This window comes from Pseudomonas sp. G3-39 (genome assembly GCF_054790485.1).
The window spans coordinates 4,360,146-4,386,204 of record NZ_CP186497.1; the positions used below are offsets into that span (position 1 = coordinate 4,360,146).

At 61.7% G+C, this 26,059-nt stretch carries 25 protein-coding genes; 11 read left to right on the plus strand and 14 right to left on the minus strand.

What is annotated here, in order from left to right:
* Positions 1 to 21: 21 nt before the first annotated feature.
* The 5 genes from relA to ACOYXG_RS19560 all read right to left on the minus strand — a co-directional run bounded on the left by relA (position 22) and on the right by ACOYXG_RS19560 (position 6,981).
* The gene (gene relA, locus ACOYXG_RS19540) at positions 22 to 2,265 is read right to left on the minus strand and encodes a GTP diphosphokinase (RefSeq protein ID WP_103368743.1); all 2,244 of its coding nucleotides are present in this window, start codon (positions 2,263 to 2,265) and stop codon (positions 22 to 24) included.
* 101 nt (positions 2,266 to 2,366) lie between these two features.
* Complete coding sequence (gene rlmD, locus ACOYXG_RS19545) at positions 2,367 to 3,743, minus strand: 23S rRNA (uracil(1939)-C(5))-methyltransferase RlmD (RefSeq protein WP_460353474.1); 1,377 nt, start codon at positions 3,741 to 3,743, stop codon at positions 2,367 to 2,369.
* Positions 3,743 to 4,645 carry a cysteine synthase CysM gene (gene cysM / locus ACOYXG_RS19550; protein ID WP_045122014.1) on the minus strand — a complete coding sequence of 301 codons (903 nt, stop codon included), beginning with the start codon at positions 4,643 to 4,645 and terminating at the stop codon, positions 3,743 to 3,745. The genes rlmD and cysM overlap by 1 nt, the downstream gene beginning before the upstream one ends.
* A 202-nt stretch (positions 4,646 to 4,847) precedes the next feature.
* Complete coding sequence (locus ACOYXG_RS19555; RefSeq protein ID WP_460353477.1) at positions 4,848 to 6,272, minus strand: histidine kinase sensor domain-containing protein; 1,425 nt, start codon at positions 6,270 to 6,272, stop codon at positions 4,848 to 4,850.
* Complete coding sequence (locus tag ACOYXG_RS19560; RefSeq protein ID WP_460353480.1) at positions 6,259 to 6,981, minus strand: response regulator transcription factor; 723 nt, start codon at positions 6,979 to 6,981, stop codon at positions 6,259 to 6,261. The genes ACOYXG_RS19555 and ACOYXG_RS19560 overlap by 14 nt, the downstream gene beginning before the upstream one ends.
* Before the next feature lie 217 nt (positions 6,982 to 7,198).
* Here ACOYXG_RS19560 and ACOYXG_RS19565 point away from each other — a divergent pair, with 217 nt between their 5' ends.
* Both ACOYXG_RS19565 and ACOYXG_RS19570 read left to right on the plus strand, forming a co-directional pair.
* Positions 7,199 to 9,952: a response regulator gene (locus tag ACOYXG_RS19565; RefSeq protein WP_027612300.1), complete on the plus strand. Its 2,754-nt coding sequence runs from the start codon at positions 7,199 to 7,201 to the stop codon at positions 9,950 to 9,952.
* A gap of 83 nt (positions 9,953 to 10,035) precedes the next feature.
* Positions 10,036 to 11,025, plus strand: a complete 990-nt coding sequence (locus tag ACOYXG_RS19570) for a 2-hydroxyacid dehydrogenase (protein WP_150367909.1) — start codon at positions 10,036 to 10,038, stop codon at positions 11,023 to 11,025.
* Between the two features lie 12 nt (positions 11,026 to 11,037).
* Here the strand turns inward: ACOYXG_RS19570 and ACOYXG_RS19575 are convergent, their stop codons facing one another.
* Positions 11,038 to 11,478 (minus strand): hypothetical protein, encoded by a 441-nt coding sequence (locus tag ACOYXG_RS19575; protein WP_460353484.1) that lies wholly within the window; start codon positions 11,476 to 11,478, stop codon positions 11,038 to 11,040.
* Between the two features lie 133 nt (positions 11,479 to 11,611).
* Between ACOYXG_RS19575 and ACOYXG_RS19580 the strand changes: the two genes are divergently transcribed.
* Positions 11,612 to 12,046, plus strand: a complete 435-nt coding sequence (locus tag ACOYXG_RS19580; protein ID WP_025112952.1) for a hypothetical protein — start codon at positions 11,612 to 11,614, stop codon at positions 12,044 to 12,046.
* Complete coding sequence (locus tag ACOYXG_RS19585) at positions 12,046 to 12,450, plus strand: META domain-containing protein (protein ID WP_007968709.1); 405 nt, start codon at positions 12,046 to 12,048, stop codon at positions 12,448 to 12,450. Before ACOYXG_RS19580 ends, ACOYXG_RS19585 begins: the two co-directional genes overlap by 1 nt.
* 210 nt (positions 12,451 to 12,660) lie before the next feature.
* On the opposite strand, the gene ACOYXG_RS19590 is transcribed toward ACOYXG_RS19585, so the two are convergent.
* Positions 12,661 to 13,128, minus strand: a complete 468-nt coding sequence (locus ACOYXG_RS19590; protein ID WP_096796797.1) for a TlpA disulfide reductase family protein — start codon at positions 13,126 to 13,128, stop codon at positions 12,661 to 12,663.
* A 114-nt stretch (positions 13,129 to 13,242) separates the two neighbouring features.
* On the opposite strand from ACOYXG_RS19590, the gene arsC reads away from it, so the two are divergent.
* From arsC to ACOYXG_RS19605, 3 genes are read left to right on the plus strand one after another with little or no spacing between them, the layout of a single operon-like run.
* A complete protein-coding gene (gene arsC / locus ACOYXG_RS19595) occupies positions 13,243 to 13,596 on the plus strand; it encodes an arsenate reductase (glutaredoxin) (RefSeq protein ID WP_460353488.1) in 354 nt (117 codons plus the stop codon).
* The gene (wrbA, locus tag ACOYXG_RS19600; RefSeq protein WP_460353491.1) at positions 13,593 to 14,189 is read left to right on the plus strand and encodes an NAD(P)H:quinone oxidoreductase; all 597 of its coding nucleotides are present in this window, start codon (positions 13,593 to 13,595) and stop codon (positions 14,187 to 14,189) included. The genes arsC and wrbA overlap by 4 nt, the downstream gene beginning before the upstream one ends.
* A 2-nt stretch (positions 14,190 to 14,191) precedes the next feature.
* Positions 14,192 to 14,617 (plus strand): DUF2069 domain-containing protein, encoded by a 426-nt coding sequence (locus ACOYXG_RS19605; protein WP_027612294.1) that lies wholly within the window; start codon positions 14,192 to 14,194, stop codon positions 14,615 to 14,617.
* Between the two features lie 113 nt (positions 14,618 to 14,730).
* Here ACOYXG_RS19605 and ACOYXG_RS19610 read toward each other — a convergent pair whose 3' ends face one another.
* Positions 14,731 to 15,405: a DNA-3-methyladenine glycosylase I gene (locus ACOYXG_RS19610; protein WP_098965089.1), complete on the minus strand. Its 675-nt coding sequence runs from the start codon at positions 15,403 to 15,405 to the stop codon at positions 14,731 to 14,733.
* A 133-nt stretch (positions 15,406 to 15,538) separates the two neighbouring features.
* Positions 15,539 to 16,363: a tRNA 2-thiocytidine(32) synthetase TtcA gene (gene ttcA, locus ACOYXG_RS19615; RefSeq protein ID WP_007968702.1), complete on the minus strand. Its 825-nt coding sequence runs from the start codon at positions 16,361 to 16,363 to the stop codon at positions 15,539 to 15,541.
* A gap of 289 nt (positions 16,364 to 16,652) precedes the next feature.
* On the opposite strand from ttcA, the gene ACOYXG_RS19620 reads away from it, so the two are divergent.
* Positions 16,653 to 17,255, plus strand: coding sequence for a Yip1 family protein (locus tag ACOYXG_RS19620; protein WP_007917515.1), 603 nt, complete (start codon positions 16,653 to 16,655; stop codon positions 17,253 to 17,255).
* A gap of 148 nt (positions 17,256 to 17,403) precedes the next feature.
* A complete protein-coding gene (locus tag ACOYXG_RS19625; protein ID WP_003227192.1) occupies positions 17,404 to 17,898 on the plus strand; it encodes a SprT family zinc-dependent metalloprotease in 495 nt (164 codons plus the stop codon).
* Positions 17,899 to 18,008: 110 nt separating this feature from the next.
* Here the strand turns inward: ACOYXG_RS19625 and ACOYXG_RS19630 are convergent, their stop codons facing one another.
* Both ACOYXG_RS19630 and ACOYXG_RS19635 read right to left on the minus strand, forming a co-directional pair.
* Positions 18,009 to 19,190: a CaiB/BaiF CoA transferase family protein gene (locus ACOYXG_RS19630; protein WP_096796801.1), complete on the minus strand. Its 1,182-nt coding sequence runs from the start codon at positions 19,188 to 19,190 to the stop codon at positions 18,009 to 18,011.
* Between the two features lie 256 nt (positions 19,191 to 19,446).
* Positions 19,447 to 20,781, minus strand: coding sequence for a dicarboxylate/amino acid:cation symporter (locus ACOYXG_RS19635; RefSeq protein WP_027612291.1), 1,335 nt, complete (start codon positions 20,779 to 20,781; stop codon positions 19,447 to 19,449).
* Positions 20,782 to 21,131: 350 nt separating this feature from the next.
* Here ACOYXG_RS19635 and ACOYXG_RS19640 point away from each other — a divergent pair, with 350 nt between their 5' ends.
* Positions 21,132 to 22,130 carry an AraC family transcriptional regulator gene (locus tag ACOYXG_RS19640; protein ID WP_460353497.1) on the plus strand — a complete coding sequence of 333 codons (999 nt, stop codon included), beginning with the start codon at positions 21,132 to 21,134 and terminating at the stop codon, positions 22,128 to 22,130.
* A 111-nt stretch (positions 22,131 to 22,241) separates the two neighbouring features.
* Here ACOYXG_RS19640 and ACOYXG_RS19645 read toward each other — a convergent pair whose 3' ends face one another.
* The 3 genes from ACOYXG_RS19645 to ACOYXG_RS19655 form a co-directional block, all read right to left on the minus strand.
* Positions 22,242 to 23,588, minus strand: a complete 1,347-nt coding sequence (locus ACOYXG_RS19645) for an ATP-binding protein (protein WP_027612289.1) — start codon at positions 23,586 to 23,588, stop codon at positions 22,242 to 22,244.
* Positions 23,585 to 24,262 carry a response regulator transcription factor gene (locus tag ACOYXG_RS19650; protein WP_027612288.1) on the minus strand — a complete coding sequence of 226 codons (678 nt, stop codon included), beginning with the start codon at positions 24,260 to 24,262 and terminating at the stop codon, positions 23,585 to 23,587. The genes ACOYXG_RS19645 and ACOYXG_RS19650 overlap by 4 nt, the downstream gene beginning before the upstream one ends.
* Before the next feature lie 151 nt (positions 24,263 to 24,413).
* On the minus strand, positions 24,414 to 25,019 hold the full coding sequence (locus ACOYXG_RS19655) for a membrane protein (RefSeq protein ID WP_027612287.1): 606 nt from the start codon (positions 25,017 to 25,019) through the stop codon (positions 24,414 to 24,416).
* 141 nt (positions 25,020 to 25,160) lie between these two features.
* On the opposite strand from ACOYXG_RS19655, the gene ACOYXG_RS19660 reads away from it, so the two are divergent.
* Positions 25,161 to 25,952, plus strand: a complete 792-nt coding sequence (locus tag ACOYXG_RS19660) for a dienelactone hydrolase family protein (protein WP_460353501.1) — start codon at positions 25,161 to 25,163, stop codon at positions 25,950 to 25,952.
* Positions 25,953 to 26,059 lie beyond the last annotated feature (107 nt).

The following is a 26,059-nucleotide window of genomic DNA, read 5'->3' on the forward strand; positions in this document are numbered from 1 at the left end:
CGCTCCCACAGAAAAACGACATCACGGGGTACGGTTACGCCGCGTCTCGATGATGTTCGGCAACTGCGAAATCCGCCCCAGCAAGCGCCCCAGCGCATCCAGCCCGGGAATCTCGATGGTCAGCGACATCAACGCAGTGTTGTCTTCCTTGTTCGAGCGGGTGTTGACCGCCAGCACGTTGATCCGCTCGTTGAGCAGCACCTGCGAGACGTCCCGCAGCAGACCGGAACGGTCGTAGGCGCGGATGACGATGTCCACCGGATAGGTGAGCACCGGCACCGGGCCCCAGCTGACCTGGATGATCCGCTCCGGCTCGCGCCCGCCCAGTTGCAGCACCGAGGCGCAGTCCTGCCGGTGAATGCTCACGCCGCGACCCTGGGTGATGTAGCCGACAATCGCGTCGCCCGGCAGCGGCTGGCAGCAGCCGGCCATCTGCGTCATCAGATTGCCGACGCCCTGGATCTGGATGTCGCCGCGCTTGCCCGGCTTGTAACCGGTAGCTTTGCGCGGGATCAACTCCAGCTGTTCGTTGCCACGCTCCGGCTCGACCAGTTGCTGCGCCAGGTTGACCAGTTGCGCCAGACGCAAGTCGCCGGCACCGAGGGCGGCGAACATGTCTTCGGCGGTTTTCATGTTGGCCTTTTCGGCCAGCTTGTCGAAGTCCACCGCCGGCAGACCGAGGCGATTGAGTTCGCGCTCGATCAGGGTTTTACCGGCCGCGACGTTCTGGTCACGGGCCTGTAACTTGAACCAGTGAACGATCTTCGCCCGCGCCCGCGAGGTGGTGACGTAACCCAGGTTCGGGTTCAGCCAGTCGCGGCTCGGCGTACCGTGCTTGCTGGTGATGATCTCGACCTGTTCACCGGTCTGCAGGCTGTAGTTGAGCGGCACGATCCGCCCGTTGATCTTCGCGCCACGGCAGTTGTGCCCGATTTCGGTGTGCACGCGATAGGCGAAGTCCAGCGGCGTCGCGCCCTTCGGCAAGTCGATGGCATGACCGTCCGGGGTGAAGATGTAGACCCGGTCCGGTTCGATATCGACGCGCAGCTGTTCGGCCAGACCACCGATGTCGCCCAGCTCTTCGTGCCATTCGAGCACCTGCCGCAGCCAGGAGATTTTCTCTTCGTAGTGGTTCGAGCCGGATTTGACGTCGGTGCCCTTGTAGCGCCAGTGCGCGCAGACGCCGAGTTCGGCCTCTTCGTGCATCGAGTGCGTACGGATCTGCACTTCCAGCACCTTGCCTTCCGGACCGATTACCGCGGTGTGCAGCGAGCGGTAGCCGTTCTCTTTCGGGTTGGCGATGTAGTCGTCGAATTCCTTCGGGATGTGCCGCCACAGGGTGTGGACGATGCCGAGCGCGGTGTAGCAGTCGCGCATTTCCGGCACCAGCACGCGCACCGCACGCACGTCGTAGATCTGGCTGAATTCCAGACCCTTGCGCTGCATTTTGCGCCAGATCGAATAGATGTGTTTCGCCCGGCCGCTGATGTCGGCGTCGACGCCGGTGGCCTGCAATTCGTCCTTGAGCTGGGTCATCACATCGCTGATGAACCGCTCACGGTCCAGCCGCCGCTCATGGAGCAGCTTGGCGATCTGTTTGTATTGATCGGGTTCCAGGTAACGGAAGGACAAGTCCTCCAGCTCCCACTTGATATGACCGATGCCGAGCCGGTGCGCGAGCGGCGCATAGATGTCGAAGACTTCCCGGGCGACGCGGTTGCGCTTCTCGTCGTCAGCGGTTTTCACCGCGCGAATGGCGCAGGTACGTTCGGCCAGTTTGATCAGCGCGACACGAACGTCGTCGACCATCGCCACCAGCATCTTGCGCAGGTTTTCCACCTGGCCCTGAGTGCCCATCACCATCGACTGGCGCGGGCTGAGGCTGGCACTGATTGCCGCCATGCGCTGCACGCCGTCGATCAGTTTGGCCACGACGGGACCGAAGCGCTGGCTGACCGCCGCGAGTTCGATCTGACCTTCGCGGACGCCGCGATACAGCACCGCCGCGACCAGCGAATCCTGATCGAGTTTGAGGTCGGCGAGGATCTCGGCGATCTCCAGTCCCGTGCTGAAACTGCCGGAGCCTTCGGCCCACAGATTCTTCTTGGCATTGGACTGCTGTTCGGCCTCGCGAGCGAACTCGCAGGCTTCTTTCAAGGCTTCGCGATCCAGTGCCATGTCGACACTGACCGCGTGATCGAGCCAAGCCTCGAGATTGATACTGCCGTCAGTGTTGATCGGCTGGTGTGCTCTCACCTGTACCATGCTGCTTTACCTTCCCTACGACGCAGATTCAATGCGTCAAATCGCTGACCCTCAACGCCCGTATGCGCTCGCGGGGCTAAAGCGAGCGCCGCCCGGACAGGTCAGACGGATTCAGACGAGCCATCCTGGCTCGCTTCAAATAACGCCATGGCCTCGACATGTGCCGTCTGAGGAAACATATCGAGAATCCCGGCACGTTTTAACCGGTAGCCCTGCCTGATCAATTCGACCGTATCGCGCGCCAGAGTTGCAGGGTTGCACGATACATACACCAACCGTTTGGCACCCAGGGTCGCGAGCTTGCGCACCACCTCGAAAGCACCGTCACGCGGTGGGTCCAAGAGTACCGCAGAAAAGCCGTTTCCGATCCACTGAGCATCGGTCAAAGGCTGGGATAAATCGACTTGAAAAAACTTTGTGTTATGCAAATTGTTGCTAGCAGCGTTCGCAGCGGCACGGTCGACCATGGTCTGCACGCCCTCCACCGCCACCACTTCACGCACGCTTTTGGCCAGCGGCAAGGCGAAGTTGCCCAGACCGCAGAACAGGTCGAGTACGCGCTCGTCACCGGTCGGCTTCAGCCAGTCCAGCGCCTGCGCGACCATGGCCTCATTGACCCCGGCGTTGACCTGAATGAAATCCCCTGGCCGCCAGGCCAGATCGAGATCCCATTGCTCCAGGCGATAGCCCAGCGCCTGCGTGGCATCCACCGGTTGCGGCTCGCCCTCACCATGCAGCCACAGTTGCGCCTGATGGAACTGGCAGAAATCCTTGAGGATCGTCAGGTCGGCTTCGGACAGTGGCGCCATGTGTCGCAACAACACCGCCAGCGATGAACCACTGAACAACTCGACATGCCCCAGCGCCTGCGGTTTGCTCAAACGACGGAGCATCTCCGGCAAGCGGGTCATGATCGGTTGCAAGGGCTGTACCAGCACCGGGCATTCGTTGATGGCGACGATGTCCTGACTGCCGGCAGCGCGGAAACCGACTTCAAGCTGCTTGGCTTTCATGTCCCAGCGCACGGCGATCCGCGCGCGGCGGCGATAGCCGAATTCCGGGCCAGTCAACGGCGCAGCCCATTCGTCAGGCGCGACCCCGGCGACCTTCGACAGCTGCTCGGCGAGCATGCGCTGTTTCAGGGCAAGCTGTTCGGTGTGGGGCAAATGCTGCACGCTGCACCCGCCGCAGCGGCCGGCGTGCTGACAAGCTGCCGGGCGACGCAACTCGCTGGCCTTGAACACGCGCTCGGTGCGCGCCTCGACCACTTTGCCGCGGGCGCCAAGCACCCGCGCCTCGACCTCTTCACCGGCGAGGGCGCCGAGGACGAACCAGGTTTTGCCTTCGAAAAACGCGATGCCGCGACCGTCATTGGCCAGGCGCTCGATGTTCAAGCGCTGTTTTTTGCCGGTCGGAATTTGCGCGGCCTTGCTGCCGCCGGTGGGCTGGAAGCGCAGGCCTCTCTCGTGCTTGGCCATCAGTTGGGCGCGTCGAAAATGCCGGTCGACAGATAACGGTCGCCACGGTCGCAGATGATCGCGACGATCACCGCGTTTTCAACTTCTTTGGACAGGCGCAGCATGGCTGCCACCGCACCACCCGAGGACACGCCACAGAAGATGCCTTCTTCGCGGGCCAGACGCCGGGTGACGTCCTCGGCTTCGCTTTGCGCCATGTCGACAATACGGTCGACGCGGTCGGCCTGATAGATCTTCGGCAGGTATTCCTGCGGCCAGCGACGGATGCCGGGAATGGCCGAGCCTTCCATCGGTTGCAGCCCGATGATCTGCACGCTGTCGCTCTGCTCTTTCAAGTAGCGCGAGACACCCATGATGGTGCCGGTGGTGCCCATCGAACTAACGAAATGGGTGATGGAGCCCTGGGTCTGACGCCAGATTTCCGGGCCGGTGGTGGTGTAGTGCGCCTCCGGATTATCGCCGTTGGCGAACTGATCAAGCACTTTGCCACGGCCTTCGGCTTCCATCCGCTGGGCGAGATCGCGAGCGCCTTCCATGCCCTCTTCCTGACTGACCAGAATCAGCTCGGCACCGTAAGCGGTCATCGCCGCTTTACGTTCGGCACTGGAGTTGTCCGGCATGATCAGGATCATCTTGTAACCCTTGATCGCGGCGGCCATGGCCAGCGCAATCCCGGTGTTGCCCGAGGTCGCTTCGATCAGCGTGTCACCGGCGTGGATCTGCCCGCGCAGTTCGGCACGGGTGATCATCGACAGCGCCGGACGGTCCTTGACCGAGCCCGCCGGGTTGTTCCCTTCGAGCTTGAGCAATAGGGTGTTGCTGGTGGCACCGGGCAGGCGCTGCAAACGCACCAGCGGAGTGTTGCCGACGCAATCGGCGATGGTTGGGTACTGCAGGGTCATGGCGTATTCGCAATTCAGACGTGCGGGGGCGCCTATCATACCGGCAAACGTTCACAGGCCATATCACGCAAAGTGCGGTGCTTATGGTTTCTGGGAATAAGCAGATGAATGTCGCACCGGTGGTGCGACTTCTGAGTTCAGCGGTGAATCGAAGGGCCCCTTCGCGAGCAAGCCCGCTCCCACAGGAGGGTGGCGGTGTTGGTTATACAATCTGCGGACGACACACATCCAAAGTGGGAGCGGGCTTGCTCGCGAAGGCGTCAGCCGTCACGCCGCCGTCATCGGCAATCAGCCGAAAATTCAAGCGCAACCCCGCCCCACCATTCTCCGCCCACACCATCCCACCCTGACGCTGCACCGCATTCCTCGCAATGCTCAGCCCCAGCCCAAAACCGCCGTCCCCCGGGCGCGAGCCGTCGAGGCGGGTGAAGGGTGAGAAGATCCGTTGCAGATCGCCCTCGGCCACCCCGCCGCCCTGATCCTCCAGCCATAAATGCCAGTAATCGCCGTCACGCCGTCCATCGAGGCGCACGATGCCGCCCTCGGGCGAATGCCGAATGGCGTTGCGCAGGATGTTCTCCAGCGCCTGCGCCAAAGTATTGAGGTTGCCGCGCACCCAGCACGACGCCGGCACCGCGCACTGCAATTGCAGGCTCGGCCAGCCGCTTTCATAACAGGCATTGTCGGTGAGCATTTCCCACAAGGCCTGAATCTGGATCGCCTCGTCCGGCAGCGGCGCACGCTCGGTGTCGAGCCACGCCAGTTGCAGGGTGTCTTCGACCAGTCGTTGCATGCCGTCGACTTCACGGCTGATGCGCTCGCGCAGTTGCCGTAGATCCTGTTCGCTTTCACTGGCCACCCGCAGCCGGCTCAGCGGCGTGCGCAGTTCATGGGACAGGTCGCGCAGCAATTGCTGTTGCAGGGCGACGGTGGATTGCAGGCGTTCGGACATTGAATCGAAGGCCCGCGCCAGTTCACCGAGTTCGTCCGGGCGCTGGGTAATGCCGCTCGACAGACGCACATTCAATTGGTCGGCACGCCACGCATTGGCCTGCTTGCGTAGATTGTTCAGCGGCACCACCAGCAAGCGATACAGACCGACACACAGCAGCAAGGTGAACAATCCCGGAATCACCCCGTTGGTGATCACCCGCCAGAACACCCGGTATTTCCCCGGCAGGAAGCGCTCGGGCAACTCGATTACCAGACTGCCGGCGGACGGATTCTGCGGAAACGGTACGCGCAGCCACGGCCGGCCCTTCTTGTGGATCGGCCAGTCGAGGCCGCGCAAAAAGGTCAGGTGCTGGATTTCCTGTTCATTCAGCGGATCGCTGCTCAACGACTGCAGATTGCGGTCGATCACCCCGACCCAGGCGGCTTCGCGCAGCTCCATGCTCTGCAACCAGTTATCGACCCCGTCGCGCTCACCACGCTGCCACGCCCGCTCGGCTTCGCTGGCATAGCGGCTCAGAGTGCCGCGCGCCTCGTCGGAGAGATACTGGTTGCGCTCTTCCATGTAGCGGCCCCAGGACCAGCTCAGCCAGATCATCAACAGACAGAACGCTACCAGCAGACACGCCAGTTTCCAGAACAGCGAATGCCGCCCCGGCAGGTCAGAGACTTTCATCGGTGGCACTCAGCACATAACCCTTGCCCCACACCGTGCGCACTTCCCGTTCGGCGTAACCGATGGCCTTGAGTTTGCGGCGGATCTGGCTGATGTGCATGTCGAGGCTGCGGTCGTGGGCCGCGTAGCCGCGTTGCAGCACATGCTGATAAAGGAAGGCCTTGCTCAGCACTTCTTCGTCGTTGCGATTGAGGGTTTCCAGCAGACGGTATTCGCTGCGAGTCAGACCGGCGGCTTGTGCGTTATAGAAGACTTCGCACTGTTCGTCGTCGAAGCGCAGCTCGCCGTGGATCGCAGCCGGGGCAATCGCTGCCGGGCGCCGATCCAGCGCCACCCGGCGCAGGATCGCCTCGATCCGCACATGCAGCTCGGCCATGCTGAACGGCTTGGGCAGGTAATCATCGGCGCCCAGGCGAAAACCGCTGATGCGATCGGCCTCGGCGCCCAGCGCCGACATCAGCAGCACCGGCGTCGAATGGCTCTGGCGCAATTGCGTCAGCACCTTCAGGCCGTCGAGCCCCGGCAGCAGAATGTCCATCAGCACCACGTCGAACGGCTGGTGACGCGCAATGTTCAGCCCTTCCTGACCGTTCTGGCACCAGGTCACCGCAAAGCCGCTGCGGCCCAGATGCTCGTGAACATAGGCGCCCAGCACCGGGTCGTCCTCAATGGCGAGAATGCGTGGCAGGTCGGTGGAAACAGGAGTCATGAGTATCTGCTAATAATTCTCAGTTGGCCGATTATTCAAGATTGCCCGCCATCGGGCAACCCAAGCTTGACCGGCCGGACAAACGCGCCAGGCCGCGCCGACCAATGGCGACATGATTTTTCCGAAGATTGCCCGCCTGCAAATCGCTACACTGCGCCAATGTCGCGTGCCGGACGCACGTGCGAGTCAACAGTTCAGCGGGATGCAGGAGATGGGTGTGCTCAAGAAACTGGGAATCAAAGGTCGCGTGTTGTTGCTGACCCTGTTGCCCACCAGCCTGATGGCGTTGGTGCTCGGTGGTTATTTCACCTGGATGCAACAGTCCGATTTGCAGACCCAATTGATGCAGCGCGGTGAAATGATCGCCGAACAACTGGCGCCGCTGGTGGCGCCCGCCATGGGCCACGGCAACACCGATCTGCTCGAACGCATCGCCACCCAGTCCCTCGAACAGCCTGACGTGCGCGCCGTCACCTTCCTCGCCCCCGACCGCACACCGCTGGCGCACGCCGGCCCGACCATGCTCAATCAAGCTCCCAGCGGTGACAGTGCACAACTGCAACGGCGCAGCGGCAATGACGCCACCCGTTACCTGATGCCGGTGTTCGGCAAGCATCGCAACCTCGCTGGTGATCTGATCCCCGAAGAATCCGACCGTCTGCTCGGCTGGGTCGAACTGGAGCTGTCGCACAACGGCATGCTGCTGCGCGGTTATCGCAGCCTGTTTGCCAGCCTGCTGCTGATTGCCGCCGGTCTGGCGGGCGCGGCCCTGCTCGCGTTGCGCATGGGCCGCACCATCAACCGCCCGCTGAGCCAGATCAAACAGGCAGTTGCCCAGCTCAAGGACGGTCATCTGGAAACCCGCCTGCCACCGCTCGGCAGTCAGGAACTGGACGAGCTCGCCTCGGGCATCAACCGCATGGCCGGCACCTTGCAGAACGCTCGCGAAGAACTGCAGCACAGCGTCGATCAGGCCACCGAAGACGTGCGGCAGAATCTGGAAACCATCGAGATCCAGAACATCGAACTGGACCTGGCGCGCAAAGAAGCACTGGAGGCGAGCCGGATCAAATCCGAGTTCCTCGCCAACATGAGCCATGAGATCCGCACGCCGCTCAACGGCATTCTCGGTTTCACGCATCTGTTGCAGAAAAGCGAACTGACCCCGCGCCAGCTCGACTATCTGGGCACCATCGAGAAGTCCGCTGACAGCCTGCTGGGGATCATCAACGAGATCCTCGATTTCTCGAAGATCGAGGCCGGCAAACTGGTGCTCGACCACATCCCGTTCAATCTTCGCGACCTGTTGCAGGACACCCTGACCATCCTGGCGCCGGCAGCCCACGCCAAGCAATTGGAGCTGGTGAGTCTGGTTTATCGCGACACGCCGCTGTCACTGGTCGGCGACCCGCTGCGCCTCAAGCAGATCCTCACCAACCTGGTCAGCAACGCGATCAAGTTCACCCGCGAAGGCACCATCGTCGCCCGCGCCATGCTCGAAGAGGAACACGAAGACAGCGTGCAGTTGCGCATCAGCATTCAGGACACCGGCATCGGCCTGTCGAGTCAGGACGTGCGCGCGTTGTTCCAGGCCTTCAGTCAGGCCGACAACTCGCTGTCGCGCCAACCCGGCGGTACCGGTCTGGGTCTGGTGATCTCCAAGCGTCTGATCGAACAGATGGGTGGCGAAATCGGCGTCGACAGCACCCCGGGCGAAGGCTCGGAATTCTGGATCAGCCTGAGCCTGCCGAAAACCCGCGACGACAGCGAAGACCTGCCGGGCCCGCCACTGCTCGGGCGTCGCGTGGCGGTGCTGGAAAATCACGAACTGGCGCGTCAGGCCCTGCAGCATCAACTGGAAGACTGCGGCCTCGACGTCACGCCGTTCAATACGCTGGAGAGCCTGACCAACGGCGTCACTGGCGCGCACCAGACCGATCAGGCGATCGACCTTGCGGTGCTCGGCATCACCAGCAACGACATGCTCCCGGAGCGCTTGAACCAGCACATCTGGGATCTCGAACACCTCGGTTGCAAAGTGCTGGTGCTGTGCCCGACCACCGAACAGACGCTGTTCCATCTCTCGGTGCCCAACCCGCACAGCCAGCTGCAGGCCAAACCAGCCTGCACGCGCAAACTGCGTCGGGCGTTGGCCGATCTGGCCAATCCACGCCAGCCGCGTAACGAGCCGGGTGAGCCGCTGTCGAGCCGTGCACCGAAAGTGCTGTGCGTCGACGACAACCCGGCCAACCTGTTGCTGGTGCAGACTCTGCTCGAAGACATGGGCGCCAAGGTTCTGGCCGTGGAAAGCGGCTACGCAGCAGTCAAAGCGGTGCAGAGCGAGTCCTTCGATCTGGTGCTGATGGACGTACAGATGCCGGGTATGGACGGACGCCAGACCACCGAAACCATTCGCCAGTGGGAAAGCGAACGGCATAGCACACCGCTGCCGATCGTCGCCCTCACCGCCCACGCCATGGCCAACGAAAAACGCGCCTTGCTGCAAAGCGGCATGGATGACTATCTGACCAAGCCGATCAGCGAGCGGCAACTGGCGCAAGTGGTGCTGAAGTGGACCGGTCTGGCCTTGCGCAATCAAGGAACGGAACGGGCCAGCGACAGCGCGGCGGGTGGCAATGAGTTGCCGGTGCTCGACCACGAAGAAGGCTTGCGTCTGGCCGCCGGCAAGGCCGATCTGGCAGCCGACATGCTGGCCATGTTGCTCGCCTCGCTGGAAGCCGACCGCGAAGCCATTCGTGCCGCCAGTGAAGCCCGCGATCAGAATGCACTGATCGAGCGCGTGCATCGCCTGCACGGTGCGACCCGATATTGTGGCGTGCCGCAGTTACGCGCGGCCTGTCAGCGCAGTGAAACCCTGCTCAAACAGGGCGATCCGAAGGCAGTGGTGGCGCTGGAAGAACTGGAGCGGGCGATCAATCGACTCGCGACGCAAGCCAGGATCAGCGCCTGATCCACGGCAATGCCGGCAGCGGCATCTGCCGTTAAAGTGGTGGCCGTCAACGCTGACTCGCCACCCCGTTCCAGGAGGAATTCATGCGCACGCTCGTTTTCAGCAGCCAGACCTATGACCGCGACAGCTTCCTCGGCGCCGAATGCCCGGCCGGGCTGGAACTGCACTTTCAGCCGGCCCGGCTCAGTCTCGACACCGCCGCCCTGGCCGAGCAGCACGAGGTGGTCTGCGCCTTCATCAATGACGACCTCAGTGCGCCGGTGCTGGAGCGCCTCGCCGCCGGTGGCACACGGCTGATCGCCCTGCGCTCGGCGGGCTACAACCATGTTGATCTGCTCGCGGCAAAACGCCTCGGGCTGGCCGTGGTGCGGGTACCGGCCTACTCGCCACATGCGGTGGCCGAACACGCGGTGGCGCTGATTCTGGCACTCAACCGACGCCTGCACCGCGCCTACAACCGCACCCGCGAAGGCGATTTCACGCTGCACGGCCTGACGGGTTTCGATCTGGTGGGCAAGACCGTGGGCATCGTCGGCACCGGGCAGATCGGCGCGACGTTCGCGAAAATCATGCACGGTTTCGGTTGCCAATTGCTGGCCTACGACCCGTACCCAAACCCTGAGGTCGTGGCGCTGGGCGCACGTTACCTGAGCCTGCCGGAGCTGCTCGCGCAGTCGCGGATCATCAGCCTGCACTGCCCGCTCAACGCCCAGAGCAAACACTTGATCAACCGCGAATCACTGGCGCACCTGCAGCCGGGAGCGATGCTGATCAACACCGGACGCGGCGGCCTGGTCGACACACCGGCGCTGATCGACGCCCTGAAGGACGGTCAATTGGGCTATTTGGGACTGGATGTGTATGAGGAAGAGGCGCAGCTGTTTTTCGAGGATCGCAGCGATTTGCCGTTGCAGGACGACGTGCTGGCGCGGCTGCTGACCTTCCCGAACGTGATCATCACCGCCCATCAGGCGTTTCTGACCCATGAGGCGCTGGGCGCGATTGCCGCGACCACCCTGCACAACATCGCGACCTGGGCCGCAGGCGCGCCGCAGAACCAGGTCGAAGGTTGAAGGCTTGCCGGTTTACTTCGGCGACAGCGACGAGGCCAGGATCAGCAACGCCAGCCAGCCAAAACCGAAAAAGCGCTGCTTCATCGAATGACCGTTACGCAGCAGGAACCAGACGAAGACCATCGGTAGCAGGAACACCATGATCTTCAACCAGCCTTCCACCGGCCGCGAACCGTCGGCGTTGGGCTGAAGTTGAGGTGCGGGTTCCGGTTGCCGACGGCGGCGACCGACCGCCGCCGGTGAAACGCGCGGCGCAGGTTCAGGGGCTGCTGGCGGGACAAACGCCTCGGGCACGGATTTGTTGCGCGGCAGGCTGCCAAATGAAATCGTCGCAGCGGCGGCTTGCGCCGGTGTGTGCTCGTGCTGCTGCGCCATCGGAGCACCACAATGAATGCACGCCTTTGCTTCCGAGCTGATGCTCCGCTTGCATTCATAACATTCGATCAGCGCCATGTTCCGTTCCCTCAGAGTGAAGGGCGGCAGTTTGCCATGAGCGCCAGCCGATTTGAACCGGATCGAAGGTCGCACGTGTACGCCATCCTGCAATCCAGCCCGTGCTAGCATGTCGCGCAGATTTGGAGGACCCATGGTCGAACACGATTTCCGCTACACCCTGATGAACCCGCAACACACCCTCACCGAATGCCGCGCCCTCGTACCGGGCCGCTATCAGGTCACCGGCAACGGTGGCTCGATCCGCAACGGTGACGTCCTGTTGGTCACCCTCAAAGGCAGCAAGGACTTGTCCATGCGCCTGACCGTCGACACCGTGCGCCACCTGATCAATCCGCCGGGCCAATGGACCGCGATGACCACCGGCCCGGTCTTCGGCGAACTGGCGATCCACACCTGGCAGGTCAACTGCGACAGCTGCGCCAAAGAGCTGAACTTCGAGTTTGCCGTGGACGCCAAGCTGGGCAAGACCGCCGAGAAACCGGCCGCCACGGCGCGCATCGCCGAGCTGGGCTGGAAAGCCGTCGGCGACAAGCACCTGTGCCCGAAATGCCAGGAGCCTGCGTGATGAAACGCCTTGCCCTGCCGCTGCTGGTCGGTGCCGCTCTGGTGGGCTGCGCCGCAGAGCCTGTGCAATTGCAGCAGAACCGCAGCTACATTCTGGAGTGGATAGGCGAGCGGCCATTGATGGATTACAGCCATCTGACCGTGACCCTCGGTGACGATGGTCGCGCGTACGGCAATGGCGGCTGCAACCACTGGTTCGCGCCGTACACCCTCGACGGCGACAAGCTGAGCTTCGGCCCGATCGGCAAGACCCGCAAACTCTGCGCCCCGGCGCTGATGGAGCAGGAACAACGCTTCCTGCAGGCGCTGCAAGGCGTTGAGCGCTGGGACATCTCGCCGATCGAGCAGATGCGCTTCTGGCCGGCCGAAGGCAAGCCGTTGCGTTGGTGGCTGGAAGAGGGTTAACCCTCAAGAACGCCAAACCCTTACCCTAACCCTCTCCCAAAGGGAGAGGGAACTGATTGGGGGGTTCTGAAAGTGTGCGCCGACTTGAAGGATCTTCGCTGAATCCATAATCGACACGATCTTCCAGGTCGATGGAAGCGCCAGACACCTCGGTCAGCTCCCTCTCCTTCTGGGAGAGGGCTGGGGTGAGGGTTGCTCTTTAGAGGCAGCTCACTTTGTCGCCTGCAATGCCTCAAGCTTGGCCATCACCCCCGCCGCCGTCTGCTCGCCCATCAACTGCTCACGCACCTTGCCCTTGTTGTCGATGATGTAGGTCACCGGCAAGGCCTCACTGCGCGGCAGGTCGAACAGGTCGGCCGGATCCTGCGCCAGCACGGTGAACTTGATGCCCAGCTTCTCGCTGGCACTCTTCAGGTCTTCACCCTGGACGTTGTCGAAGTTGACCCCGAACACGCCGATGTTCTTGCTCTTGAGTTCGTCAGCCAAATGATTGAGCTCAGGAATTTCCGTGCGGCACGGGCCACACCATTCGGCCCAGTAATTGATGACTACCCATTGTTTGTCCAGACGCTCGGACGCGACCTTCTGACCATTCTGGTCAATGCCGTAGTCATTGCCGCAGCCCCCCAGCATCAACGCCCCGATTATCGTCAATGCCGCTGCCAATCGCCGTGTCATGTCATGTTCCCTGGTCAAAAATTGAAGGCGCCTGCGACCCATCGCCTCTGAAGGTTCTGGATTGCGCGCTGCACAGTTAGAATAGCCGCCACTTTACGCCAGAAGCGACCCGCCATGACCGATCTGACGCTTTATCACAATCCGCGCTGCTCGAAATCCCGCGGCGCGCTGGAACTACTTGAGGCCCGTGACCTGACCCCGAACGTGGTGCGTTACCTCGAAACCCCGCTGAATGCGGTGCAAATCAAGGCACTGCTCGGCAAGCTCGGGATCAGCGCGCGTCAGTTGCTGCGCAGCGGAGAAGATGAATACAAAATGCTTCAGCTGGCTGACGAAAGCCTCAGCGAAGCGCAATTGATCGACGCCATCGCCCAGCATCCAAAACTGATGGAACGACCGATTCTCGAAGTCGGCGACAAGGCTGTGATCGGCCGTCCGCCGGAAAATGTGCTGGAGCTGCTGCCGTGAGCGCGCCGTACATTCTGGTTCTGTATTACAGCCGCAACGGTTCGACCAACGAGATGGCCCGGCAGATTGCCCGCGGTGTCGAACAGGCCGGCCTCGAAGCGCGCGTGCGGACCGTGCCGGCAATCTCAACCGAGTGTGAGGCGGTCGCCCCGGACATCCCGGAAGACGGTGCGCTCTACGCCACCCTCGATGACCTGAAGAACTGCGCCGGCCTCGCCCTTGGCAGCCCGACGCGCTTCGGCAACATGGCCGCGCCGCTGAAGTACTTCCTCGACGGCACCAGCAACCTGTGGCTGACCGGCGCACTGGTCGGCAAACCGGCCGGCGTGTTCACCTCCACTGCCAGCCTGCACGGCGGTCAGGAAACCACCCTGCTGTCGATGATGCTGCCGCTGTTGCACCACGGCATGCTGATCACCGGCCTGCCGTACAGCGAGTCGGCGCTGCTGGAAACCCAGGGCGGCGGCACGCCGTATGGCGCCAGTCATCACGCCGGCGCCGATGGCAAGAAAGGTCTCGATCAGCACGAGATGGCACTGTGTCGCGCACTCGGCGCACGCCTGGCCAAGACCGCGCAAAAACTGGAGGGCTGAGGGTGGCGAAGAAGCCGAAAGTCCTGCCCTCCGTCGAGTGGCTTGAACCCCGCGTCAAGGCGATGCGGGTCGTCAGCCTGTTGTGCTTCTTCGGCCTCGCCGGGCTGCTCGCCGCTTACTACCTGGTGTTCGCCGACCTGCACGGCGCCCGACCGTGGGTGATCCTGCTGGTCGAGCTGATCCCGTGGCTGATCCTCGCGCCGGGGATGCTGATGGGCAACGCGCGTGCGCACTCGTGGATGTGCTTTGTGGTGAATCTGTATTTCATCAAGGGCGCATTGGCAGCGTATGACCCGAATCGGCAACTGTTTGGCGTGCTGGAGATGGCCGCGAGCCTGGCGCTGTTCTGCTCGGCGCTGCTGTATGTGCGGTGGCGGTATCAGTTGAATCGCAAGCTGGCGGGTGAAGGCGAGATCAGCGTCGCCTGATCTGACGCCTTCGCGAGCAGGCTCGCTCCCACAGGATCCTTGTTGAATCACAATTTTGTGATCGACACAAAAACTGTGGGAGCGGGCTTGCTCGCGAATGGGGCGACGCGGTCTTAATGGTTGACGGTGTACGCGAGCATCATCGAAATCTGGCTCATCGGCCGCCCGCCACTCTGCTCATGCCACTGATTGAACGCGTTCTGCACAATCGCCAGATCGCGCAGACTGGTCGGCGCCTTGTCGACGATCTTCTGTGCATTCAGCGCCGCGACCACGTCATAGCTCGGCACGAAGGTGTCCTTGCCGACCATGCGCAGGAAGCGCGGCGCCGACAGCCCGCCCAACTGACTCCCATGCTTTTTCAGGTAGGTCCACAGACCGACGATATCGGTCACCGGCCAGTCGGCGATCAGCGCGCCGAAGCTGCCCTTGTCCTTTTCCACATCGAGGATGAACTGGGCATTGCGCGGCACGCTCTTGAGCTTGCCCAGGTGGCGGATGATGCGCGCGTCCTGCATCAGGCGTTCGAGGTGTTCGGCGCTCATCAGCACGACTTTTTCCGGGTCGAACCTGAAGAACACTTCTTCGAAGGCCGGCCACTTGGCGTCCACCAGGCTGTGCTTGAGCCCGGCACGGAATACGCGCAGGGCCATGGTCGAGAGGTAACGATCGTCGCTGATCTTGCGCAATTGCGCGGGAGTCTTGGGAACGGGCAGATGGGCTTCCAGTTCAGCCGCCGAACCGAAGCGGTTCAGACAGTATTCGTGCAGCCACTTGTAATCGCGCATGCCCTCTCCTATTGAATAAAACGAAAAACCCATGTGGGAGCGAGCCTGCTCGCGAAGACGGAGTATCAGTCAACAAATCAGTTAAATGACACACCGCTTTCGCGAGCAGGCTCGCTCCCACATTTGAAGGTGTTTACAAGTTAACGACGTTAACGAAGCGCGAAGCCGCCGTTTCGTCGATCTTCAGGCTGGTGAAGTCGAACAGGTTGCGGTCGGCCAGTTGCGACGGCACCACGTTCTGCAGACTGCGGAAGATGCTTTCAGTTCGGCCCGGAGTCTTGCGCTCCCAGTCCTGAAGCATTTCCTTGACCACCTGGCGCTGCAGGTTTTCCTGCGAACCGCAGAGGTTGCACGGGATGATCGGGAATTCCTTGAAGTCCGAGTAGGCCTGGATGTCTTTCTCGTTGCAGTAGGCCAGCGGACGGATCACCACGTTGCGCCCGTCGTCGGCGCGCAACTTCGGCGGCATCGCCTTGAGGGTGCCGTTGAAGAACATGTTGAGGAAGAACGTCTCGACGATGTCGTCACGGTGGTGACCGAGGGCCATTTTGGTCGCGCCGATTTCGTCGGCAAAGGTGTACAGCGTGCCGCGACGCAGGCGTGAGCACAGCGAGCAAGTGGTCTTGCCTTCCGGCACCAGCTCCTTGACCACCGAATAGGTGTCCTTCTCGACGATGTGGTACTCGACGCCCAGCTCTTTCAGGTAGGCCGGCAGTACGTGCTCGGGGAAGCCCGGCTGCTTCTGGTCCATGTTCACCGCGACGATCTCGAACTTGATCGGTGCAACCTTCTGCAGGTGCAGCAGCACGTCGAGCATGGTGTAGCTGTCCTTGCCCCCGGACAGGCAGACCATGACCTTGTCGCCGTCTTCGATCATGTTGAAATCGGCGACCGCTTCGCCGGCCAGGCGGCGCAGGCGCTTTTGCAGTTTGTTCTGGTTGACCGTAAGAGTGCCCATGACGCGAAATCCGTGAGGTGTGACGAAAGGCGGGCATTTTACGCAAAAACACCGGGGTTGTGGCCACAGGTTGTCGCCCCTTCAATTGACCGTTTGCACAGACCCCGACGCGATTACCCCGCCGGTTTACAGCGCAATTTGCTCTAAGCCCCTAGTCCCTGTGCGGTTAAGTCCTTTCTATACTGCGACATAAGGTCGCACACAATCTGAAGACCTGAATTTGCTCGGCCACCTTGGCCCGTAGGCGCTCCGCTGGGGGGCGATGGCAATAACAAGAGGAGTGACTGGCATGATCCATCACGTAGTGGGACTTTTTACCCACCCCGATCAGGAATGGAAGGAAATCCGTGGCGACCAAGAGGAAAGCATCAGCCACATGTACCTGACGCACACGCTGATTCTGGCGGCGATTCCGGCGGTTTCGGCGTTTATCGGCACCACTCAGGTCGGCTGGGTAATCGGCAACCGCGCACCGGTGATGCTCACCGTGGAAAGTGCGATCTGGATGACCGTGATGTCGTACCTGGCGATGCTCGGCGGGGTCGCAGTGATGGGCGCGTTCGTGCACTGGATGGCCCGCACCTATGACGCCAATCCGAGTCTGGCCCGTTGCGTGGCCTTCGCCACCTACACCGCGACACCGTTGTTCGTCGGCGGATTGGCGGCGCTGTATCCACACATGTGGCTGGGAATGATTGTCGGCACGGCGGCCATCTGCTACACGGTGTATCTGCTGTACGTGGGGTTGCCAACGTTCATGAACATTCCATCGGATGAAGGCTTCCTGTTTTCCAGCTCAGTGCTGGCGGTGGGTCTGGTGGTGCTGGTGGCCATCATGGCGTTCACCGTGATTGTCTGGGGCCTCGGCGTGGGGCCGGTGTATACCAACTGACAAGCTTCACCCCAGAGAAAAACAAGATCTGCCAATACAGGCCGCCGCAAGGCGGCCTTCTCGTTTGGCGGATGACCATTCGGCAGGTCAGCGATTCGCAAGTCAGGAACGTTGCGGCATACTCGACGCCTCTGGAGATCCATCAAGCATGCCCGAGCAACTCAATACCCGCGTCGAAGACTGTTACCAACTCGCTGAAGCCTTTTTCAAACGTCATTTCCAACGCCCCGTCGTCAGCCTCAAGCTGCGCGGGCAAAAAGCCGGTGTCGCGCATCTGCACGAGAACTTGCTGCGCTTCAACCCGCAGCTGTACCGGGAAAACACCGAACACTTCCTCAAGCAGACCGTGGCCCACGAAGTCGCGCACCTGATCGCCCATCAACTGTTCGGCGACCGCATCCAGCCGCACGGCGAGGAGTGGCAACTGATCATGCGCGGGGTTTACGAGTTGCCGCCGGATCGCTGCCACACCTACGCAATCAAACGCCGCAGCGTGACCCGCTACATCTACAAATGCCCGTGCGCCGACAGTGATTTTCCGTTTTCGGCGCAGCGTCATAGCCTGGTGCGTCAAGGGCGACGGTATTTGTGCCGTAGATGCCGCAACACTTTGGTGTTCAGTGGTGAGATGCGGGTGGAATAGGCGGTTTGGTGTTGTCGCCGCCGACGCCTTCGCGAGCAAGCCCGCTCCCACAAGGGGAATGCATTTCAAATGTGGGAGCGAGCCTGCTCGCGAAGAGGTCGGTACAGACGCTAGAGAATTACCTTGGCCGCCCGCAATTGAGCAATCCGCTCAGCATCAAACCCCAACTCCCCCAACACCTGCTCAGTATGCTGTCCCAACCCTGCGCCGACATGCCGCGGCGCCGGCAGCGCTTCGGAGAATTTCAGCGGACAGGCAATCTGCGCCTGGGTCGTACCGTCGCCACGCGGCACCTGGGTCACCAGTTCCCGCGCCTGCAACTGCGGATGCTGCACCGCCTCGCTCAGGTTCAAGACCGGTTCGACACAGGCATCGACCTCGGCAAACAACGCGCGCAGCTCGGCAAAGTCGTGCTTCTCGAATTCGACTTTCAACGCATCCTTCAATAACCGTTGCTGCTCGGGTTTCGGCGACAAGCCCTGCGCCGCCAGCTCCGGCCGGCCCAACGCCGTACACAGCTGCTGCATGAACCCCGGCTCAAGACTGCCTACCGACAACCAGCGCCCGTCGCGGGAGCGGTAGTAGTCGTAGAAGCTGCCGCCATTGAGCATCAGCTCTTCCCAATGCGGTTCGTCGCCACAGGCCAGATAGCCGGCACCGGCCATGGCGTTCAGGCTGAAGGCGCAATCGGTCATGCTCACGTCCAGATGCGTGCCCTGCCCGGTCTGCTGCCGGGCGATGACCGCCGCCAGCAGGCCGATCACCCCATGCAGCGAACCACCCGCGATATCCGCCACCTGCATGCCCAGCGGCAACGGCCCGCTGTCGGCGCGGCCGGTGTAACTGGAAAGACCGGCCAGCGCCAGGTAGTTGATGTCATGCCCGGCGCGATCCTTGTACGGCCCGGTCTGGCCATAGCCGGTGATCGACACGTAAATCAGCTTCGGGTTGATCGCCTTCAGTGCCTCGTAACCCAGACCCAGGCGCTCCATCACACCGGGCCGAAACTGCTCGAGGACGATGTCGTAGTCGGCCAGCAACTGCCTGACCACCTCCAGCGCCTCAGGCTGTTTGAGGTCCAGCGCCAGACTGCGCTTGTTGCGATTGAGGTAAGCGTGGCTGGCTGACACACCTTGATCATGCGGCGGCAGCACCCGCAGCAGGTCCATGCGCGTTGGCGATTCGATGCGCAGCACTTCGGCGCCCATGTCCGCCAGCAACAGCGAGGCGAATGGCCCTGGCAGCAGGGTCGAGAAATCCAGAATCTTCAGTGAGGCCAGCGGCGCGGACATGGGCGATCTCCTTGGGCGATGCACCCAGCCTAGGCAGCGCTGCCGCACACGGCAATCACCGGATGCATCAGCGGCAGTGACCGTAATGCTCAAATCGCAGGCAATAAAAAACCCCTGTAGCGAGGGGATTCATCCCCGATGGACTGCGCAGCAGTCCCCTTCTATCTAAGAAGGGGCCGCTTCGCGACCCATCGGGGATGAATCCCCTCACCACAAGGGCTCTCAGACTCCAGCATTACACTGGAGCCAATTCAGATTACTTGACGTTGCTCGGAGTAGCACCTTCAGCCACACCCAGGTCATCTTCCGGACGGGTATCGGCGATACCGCGACCGCCCGAAGCCAGCTCGGATTGCAGCACGTCGGTGTCCAGCTCTTTCACCCACTTGGCAACCACGATGGTCGCGACGGCGTTGCCGACCAGGTTGGTCAGGGCGCGGGCTTCGGACATGAAGCGGTCGATACCGAGGATCAGCGCCAGACCGGCCACCGGCAGGTGACCGACTGCCGACAGGGTGGCGGCCAGCACGATGAAGCCCGAACCGGTCACACCGGCAGCGCCTTTGGAAGACAGCAGCAACACCACCAGCAGGGTGATCTGATGGGTGATGTCCATGTGCGTGTCGGTGGCCTGAGCAATGAACACTGCAGCCATGGTCAGGTAGATCGCGGTACCGTCGAGGTTGAACGAGTAACCGGTCGGGATCACCAGACCCACGACAGATTTCTTCGCGCCCAGACGCTCCATCTTGATCAGCATGCGTGGCAGTACCGATTCCGAGGACGAGGTACCGAGTACGATCAGCAGTTCTTCACGGATGTAGCGAATCATCTTCAGCACGCTGAAGCCGTGCATGCGGGCGATGGCACCCAGCACGATCAGGATGAAGGCCAGGCAGGTGATGTAGAAGCAGGCCATCAGTTGACCCAACTGCACCAGCGAACCGACACCGTAAGCACCGATGGTGAACGCCATCGCGCCGAAGGCACCGATTGGCGCGAGCTTCATGATCATGTTGATGATGTTGAACATCACGTGGGCGAAGCGATCGATGAAGTCGAGGATCGGACGGCCATAGTCACCCAGGCGATGCAGGGCGAAACCGAAGATCACCGAGAACATCAGCACTTGCAGGATGTCACCGGTGGCGAACGCGCCGACGATGGTGGTCGGGATCACGTTGAGCAGGAAGCCGACAACGCTCTGGTCTGCGCCTTGCTGCACGTAAGTCGCGACTTTCGAGGCGTCCAGGGTGCTGACGTCGATGTGCATGCCGTTGCCCGGCTGCACGATGTTGACCACGATCAGGCCCACCAGCAGGGCGATGGTCGAAACGATTTCGAAGTACAGGAGTGCGTAACCGCCGGTCTTGCCGACCGACTTCATGCTTTGCATGCCAGCGATGCCGCTGACCACGGTGCAGAAGATGATCGGGGCGATGATCATTTTGATCAGCTTGATGAACCCGTCACCCAGTGGCTTTACCGCCACACCGAACTGCGGGTAGTAGTGACCAAGCGCAATACCGATGATGATTGCGACGATCACCTGGAAATACAGGGATTTGTACAGTGGCTGACGAGTCGTCATTGCAAGTGTCCTCAAGCGTCCCGCGGGCAACATCCATCTGTTGGGCGCAGAACCTGAATTGCGAACCCTCCTGCACTGGAGGGATTTGTTGTTGGAGCGGCGCTATTCCAGCGGAATAGACGCACACTTCTGTCGCTGTTATCGCAAACGCCGTGCCACTTTGGTGCAATTCGCTGCAAGCCTTTTGATATCAGGGGATGCAGGCTAATTTTTGTCACTGCCCGGTGACGCCAGTGTGGCGGATTTCCGCCAAGTCAGCGGATCTCGTCCTACAATTTGGCGGAAATCCGCCTTGTTGCCCTGCGCATGCCCCGGCTACCATCCAGCGCCTGAGGAAGGATCTGCCGCTTATGCGCGAACGTACCATCGCCAGTCATTTCGCCCGCGCCGCCCTCGGTGGCGCACGCCGTTCGGGGTTCGACTATGCGCCGCTGCTGCAGCAACTGGGGATCAGCCCCGAGTTGCTCGATGAACCTCGGGCGCGCATCGCCCCGGAGCAATTCACCCAACTGATCCAGAGCCTGTGGCTGGCGCTGGATGACGAATACCTGGGCTTTGGCACCGCGCCGAGCAAGCCCGGCAGCTTCGCGATGATGTGCCACGCGCTGATCCACTGCCGCAATCTGGAGAAGGCACTGCAACGCGGTTTATTGTTTTATAGCCTATTCCCCGAGGCTCCGCGCCTGAGCCTGAGCCGCGAAGACGAATGGGTGCGCCTGAGCCTTGATGACTCGCAGTTATGGGACCCGGATCACTTTCTCAGCGAGAGCCTGCTGGTGATCTGGCATCGCCTCGGCAGTTGGCTGATCGGCCAGCGGATTCGTCTGGAGCAGGCCACCTTCAGTTATCCGAAACCGGCGCACGGTGCCGAGTACGACCTGCTATTCCCCTGCCCTTTGGTGTTTTCCGCCCAGCAGAGCAGCCTGCTGTTTCACAGTCGCTATCTGCACATGCCGCTGTTGCAGGACGAACGCACCCTCAAGCACTTTCTCGAACGCTCACCCGCCGACCTGCTGTCGCGCCCGGACGACGGCGACAGCCTCAGCAGTCGCCTGCGCCGCTTGCTCAGCCGCGACAGTGCGCACTGGCCGGACCTCGAAGCCGTGGCCGCGCAGCTGCACATCAGCCCGCAAACCCTGCGTCGGCATTTGCGTGAGGAAGGCAGCAGTTTTCAGGAATTGAAGGATCAGTTGCGCCGCGACATCGCGATTTATCACCTGGGCCGGGCGGATCTGTCGTTGCAACAGATTGCCGAGCAACTGGGTTTTTCCGAACCGTCGGCGTTTCACCGGGCGTTCAAGAAATGGACCGGGCTGACACCGGGGGCGTATCGGGCGCAAGAGCAGTAAGACCCGCGCTGAACTGACTGGCGCTATCGCGAGCAGGCTCACTCCTACATTTGAAATGCATTCCCCTTGTAGGAGTGAGCCTGCTCGCGATGACGTCAGAACAGCCAACACCTAAACCGCAGGAAACTGAATCCTGAACGCCGCCCCGCCCATCGGCGAATCCCCGAGCATCAGCTTGGCGTTGTAGCTCTCGATGATGTCCTTGACCACCGCCAGCCCGATGCCCTGCCCCGGGTGCTGACGATCCAGACGCTCACCACGCTCGAGAATCCGCGCGCGCTGATTCGGCGGCACACCGGGGCCGTCGTCTTCGATGCACAACTCGATGCCGGCGAGGGTCTCGCGCACGCTGATGCGCACTTCGCCCAGGCACAGGCGATAGGCGTTCTCCAGCAGGTTGCCCATCATCTCCAACAGCGCGCCCTGCTCGATCGGCACGTAGCAGTGCTCCGGCAGATCGAAGGCCACCCGCACGTGTTTGTCGCGGTAGACCTTGTCGAGGGTGTCGCACAGGCTTTTGAGCACCGGTTGCAGACGCACCTGGTGGCGCACCAGGCCGCTTTTGCGCAGGCTGGCCCGTTGCAGTTGATAGCTGATCTGCTGACTCATGCGCTCGATCTGGGTTTGAAGTACCCAGGCTTGATCGCGATCTTCCGGGCGTTGGGCCATGTCTTCACTGACCCCTTGCAGTACCGCCAACGGGGTTTTCAGGCTGTGCGCCAGATCATCGAGGGAGTCACGGTAGCGGCTGCGCTGCTGGCGTTCACTGTGCAGCAGACGGTTGAGCGAGCCAGTCAGGCGCAGCAGTTCGCGCGGGTGCTGTTCGGTGAGGCTTTCACGAGTGCCGCTTTCGATCTCGTCGAGTTCCTGACTCAGTCGGCGCAGCGCCTTGAGGCCCCAGGTCAGGCCGATCCACAACAGCGCCAGCAGCACCAGCAATGCGGCGCCGAAGCCCAGGTAGAGATTTTCGCGCAGGCCTTCGAGGGTATTTTCGTATTCGCGCACCGGTTGCAGAGCGACGATGCTGAACGCGGCACTTTTACCGCCCAGCAGTTTGACTTCGACGTCGTAGACGAAGAACTCCTGGCCATTGCTCTCGCGGATCCGCGCGAACTCGTTGCCCATGCCGTCGTAACGCGGCTTGTAGTTGATCTGCTCTTCCTGCGTGCCTTTCGAGCGCCAGACCAGTTTGCCTTCGCGGTCGTAGATGTAGCCGAGCAGGCGGTTGTCGGTGAGATTGAAACGCTCATCCGGCAGCTGCGCCGGCATCACCAGATGGCCACTGTCGACGCGTGCCGCCGAGATCAGCGTGGTGACGTCCGAGGCCAGGCGCTGCTCGATCGAGTCCTGCAACGCCAGGCTGAACGCGCCCTGCATGGCCGGCAGCAAGCCGAGCATGAACAACACCGCCAACGTGGTGGCGGCGAGCATCAAGCGAACGCGAAGAGAACGAATCAAGTGCAGCGCTCATTGAACAAGTAGCCAAGACCGCGCACGGTGTCGATCGGCTTGAACCCGCCCGGTCCTTCGAGCTTGCGGCGCAGACGGCCGACCAGCACTTCGATCACGTTCGGATCGCGCTCGTCGTCATCCGGATAGAGCTGCTCCATCAGGCGATCCTTGGGCACCACTTGCTGGTGGTGGCGCATCAGGTATTCGAGGATGCGGTATTCGTAGGCGGTCAGTGCCAGCGGCTCTTCATCCAGCGACGCCTGCTTGCGATTGAGGTCCAGCAACAGCGGCCCGGCGACGATGGTCGACTGGGTGAAGCCGCTGGAGCGACGCAGCAAGGCATTCAGGCGCGCGTCGAGTTCCTCGAACTGGAACGGCTTGACCACGTAGTCGTCGGCACCGGCGGCGAGGCCTTCGACCTTGTCCTGCCAATTGCCGCGCGCGGTGAGGATCAGGATCGGAAAGGTCTTGCCGCTCGAGCGCAACTGGCGGATCAGGTCCAGACCGCCCATGCCCGGCAGACCGAGGTCAATCACCGCCAGATCGAAGTTGAACTGCCCGGTCTGGTACAGCGCCTCTTCGGCATTGGCCACGGACTCGACCACGTGACCGCTCTCCGTCAGGCGGGTTTGCAGGTGATGGCGCAACAGCGCTTCATCTTCGACGACCAACAGTTTCATAACGCTCTCCCGGGTAAATCAAAAACTCCAACAACGCACCTGTGGGAGCGGGCTTGCTCGCGAAGGCGATGTATCAGCCAACATTGTTGTCGACTGACAGACCGCTTTCGCGAGCAAGCTCGCTCCCACAGGGTCTAGAACGAACCGCGCTTTAGAAAGCGTAGTTCGCCGACAGGTAAGTCTGGGCGCTGCTGGTCAAGTCCAGCGAGCCTTGCTTGCTGCCACCGCTTTCTTTCATTTCAGTGCTGGCGTTGCTCATCAGGTAACGGTAACCGAGTTCGACCGACACATTCTGCGCCACTTGTTGCAGCACACCGAACTGGCCACCGACGGCGTAACCGATGTCACTGTCGCGGCTGTAGCCTGGCGAATCCTGAGTCAGCTTGGTCAAACCGGCCGTGGCGCCACCGAACAATTTGGTGCTGCCGCCCACTGGATAGAACAGATCGTAGCTGCCCAGCAGGTTTTCCTGGCGCAGTTTAATGCCATTGTGCGAACCGGACACGTTGTCGTAGGTCGCGTAGTAACGACCTTGCGAGTTTTGCTGACCGAGGCGCACGCCGTAAGTGTTGTTGCCGTCGATTGCGCCGCTGGCGTCCGGATGGCCAAGGTTGTCGTTCAGCGCGTGGGATTTTTTAACCTTGTCACTGGTCTGGCCAAAGGTCAGGCCGGCGAAGTTGCTGGTGTCATCGGCATGTGCCGCAAGGCTGGAGCCCAACAAGGTAAAAGCCAGCAGCAGTTTGTTTAGACGATTCATCGCGTTTCCTCTTTCACAGTGCTGTTTGGGTATGGCGCAAGGTTACTGACCCGCCCCTGTACCTGCCCTGAACACTCTCTGAACCTGCGCTGAATCAAATCGACTAGGCTGTCCTGACCACTTTCGATAAGGAGACCGACCATGCGCCTGTTCCTCGCCCTCGTCTTGCTCGCCGCCAGCAATCTGGCCAACGCCGCGATCAAGACTCAGGAGATTCCCTACCAGAGTGCCGACGGCACCAAGCTGATCGGCTACTACGCCTATGACGACGCGATCAAGGGCAAACGCCCGGGAGTCGTCGTGGTGCATGAATGGTGGGGCCTTAACGATTACGCCAAACGTCGCGCCCGCGACCTCGCCGAACTGGGCTACAGCGCGCTGGCGATCGACATGTATGGCGAAGGCAAGAACACTGAGCACCCGAAAGATGCGATGGCGTTCATGCAGGCCGCGACCCAGGATGCTGCGGCCTCCAGCAAACGTTTCGAGGCCGGGTTGAACCTGCTGAAAAAGCAGCCGCAGACCGACGTCAATAAAATCGCCGCCATCGGTTACTGCTTCGGCGGTGGCGTGGTGCTCAACGCCGCGCGTCAGGGCGAGCCGCTGGCAGGCGTAGTGAGTTTCCACGGTGCGCTGGCAACCACCACCCCGGCGACGCCCGGCAGTGTGAAGGCGAAAGTTCTGGTCGAGCATGGCGCGCTGGACAGCATGGTCACCGCGGACAACGTCACCGCGTTCAAATCTGAAATGGACAAGGCCGGCGCCGACTATAAGTTCGTCAGCCTCGACGGCGCCAAACATGGCTTCACCAATCCGGATGCCGATCGCTTGAGCCACGGCGATCACGGCGGCCCGGATATCGGCTACAACAAGGCGGCCGATGAAAAATCCTGGGCGGACATGAAGGCGTTCTTCCAGAAAATCTTTGCCTGATCAGATAGATTGCAGCGCGGCCTTCGCGAGCAGACTCGCTCCCACATGGGAATGCGTTCCAAATGTGGGAGCGAGCCTGCTCGCGAAAGCCGCACCGCCGATCTCGA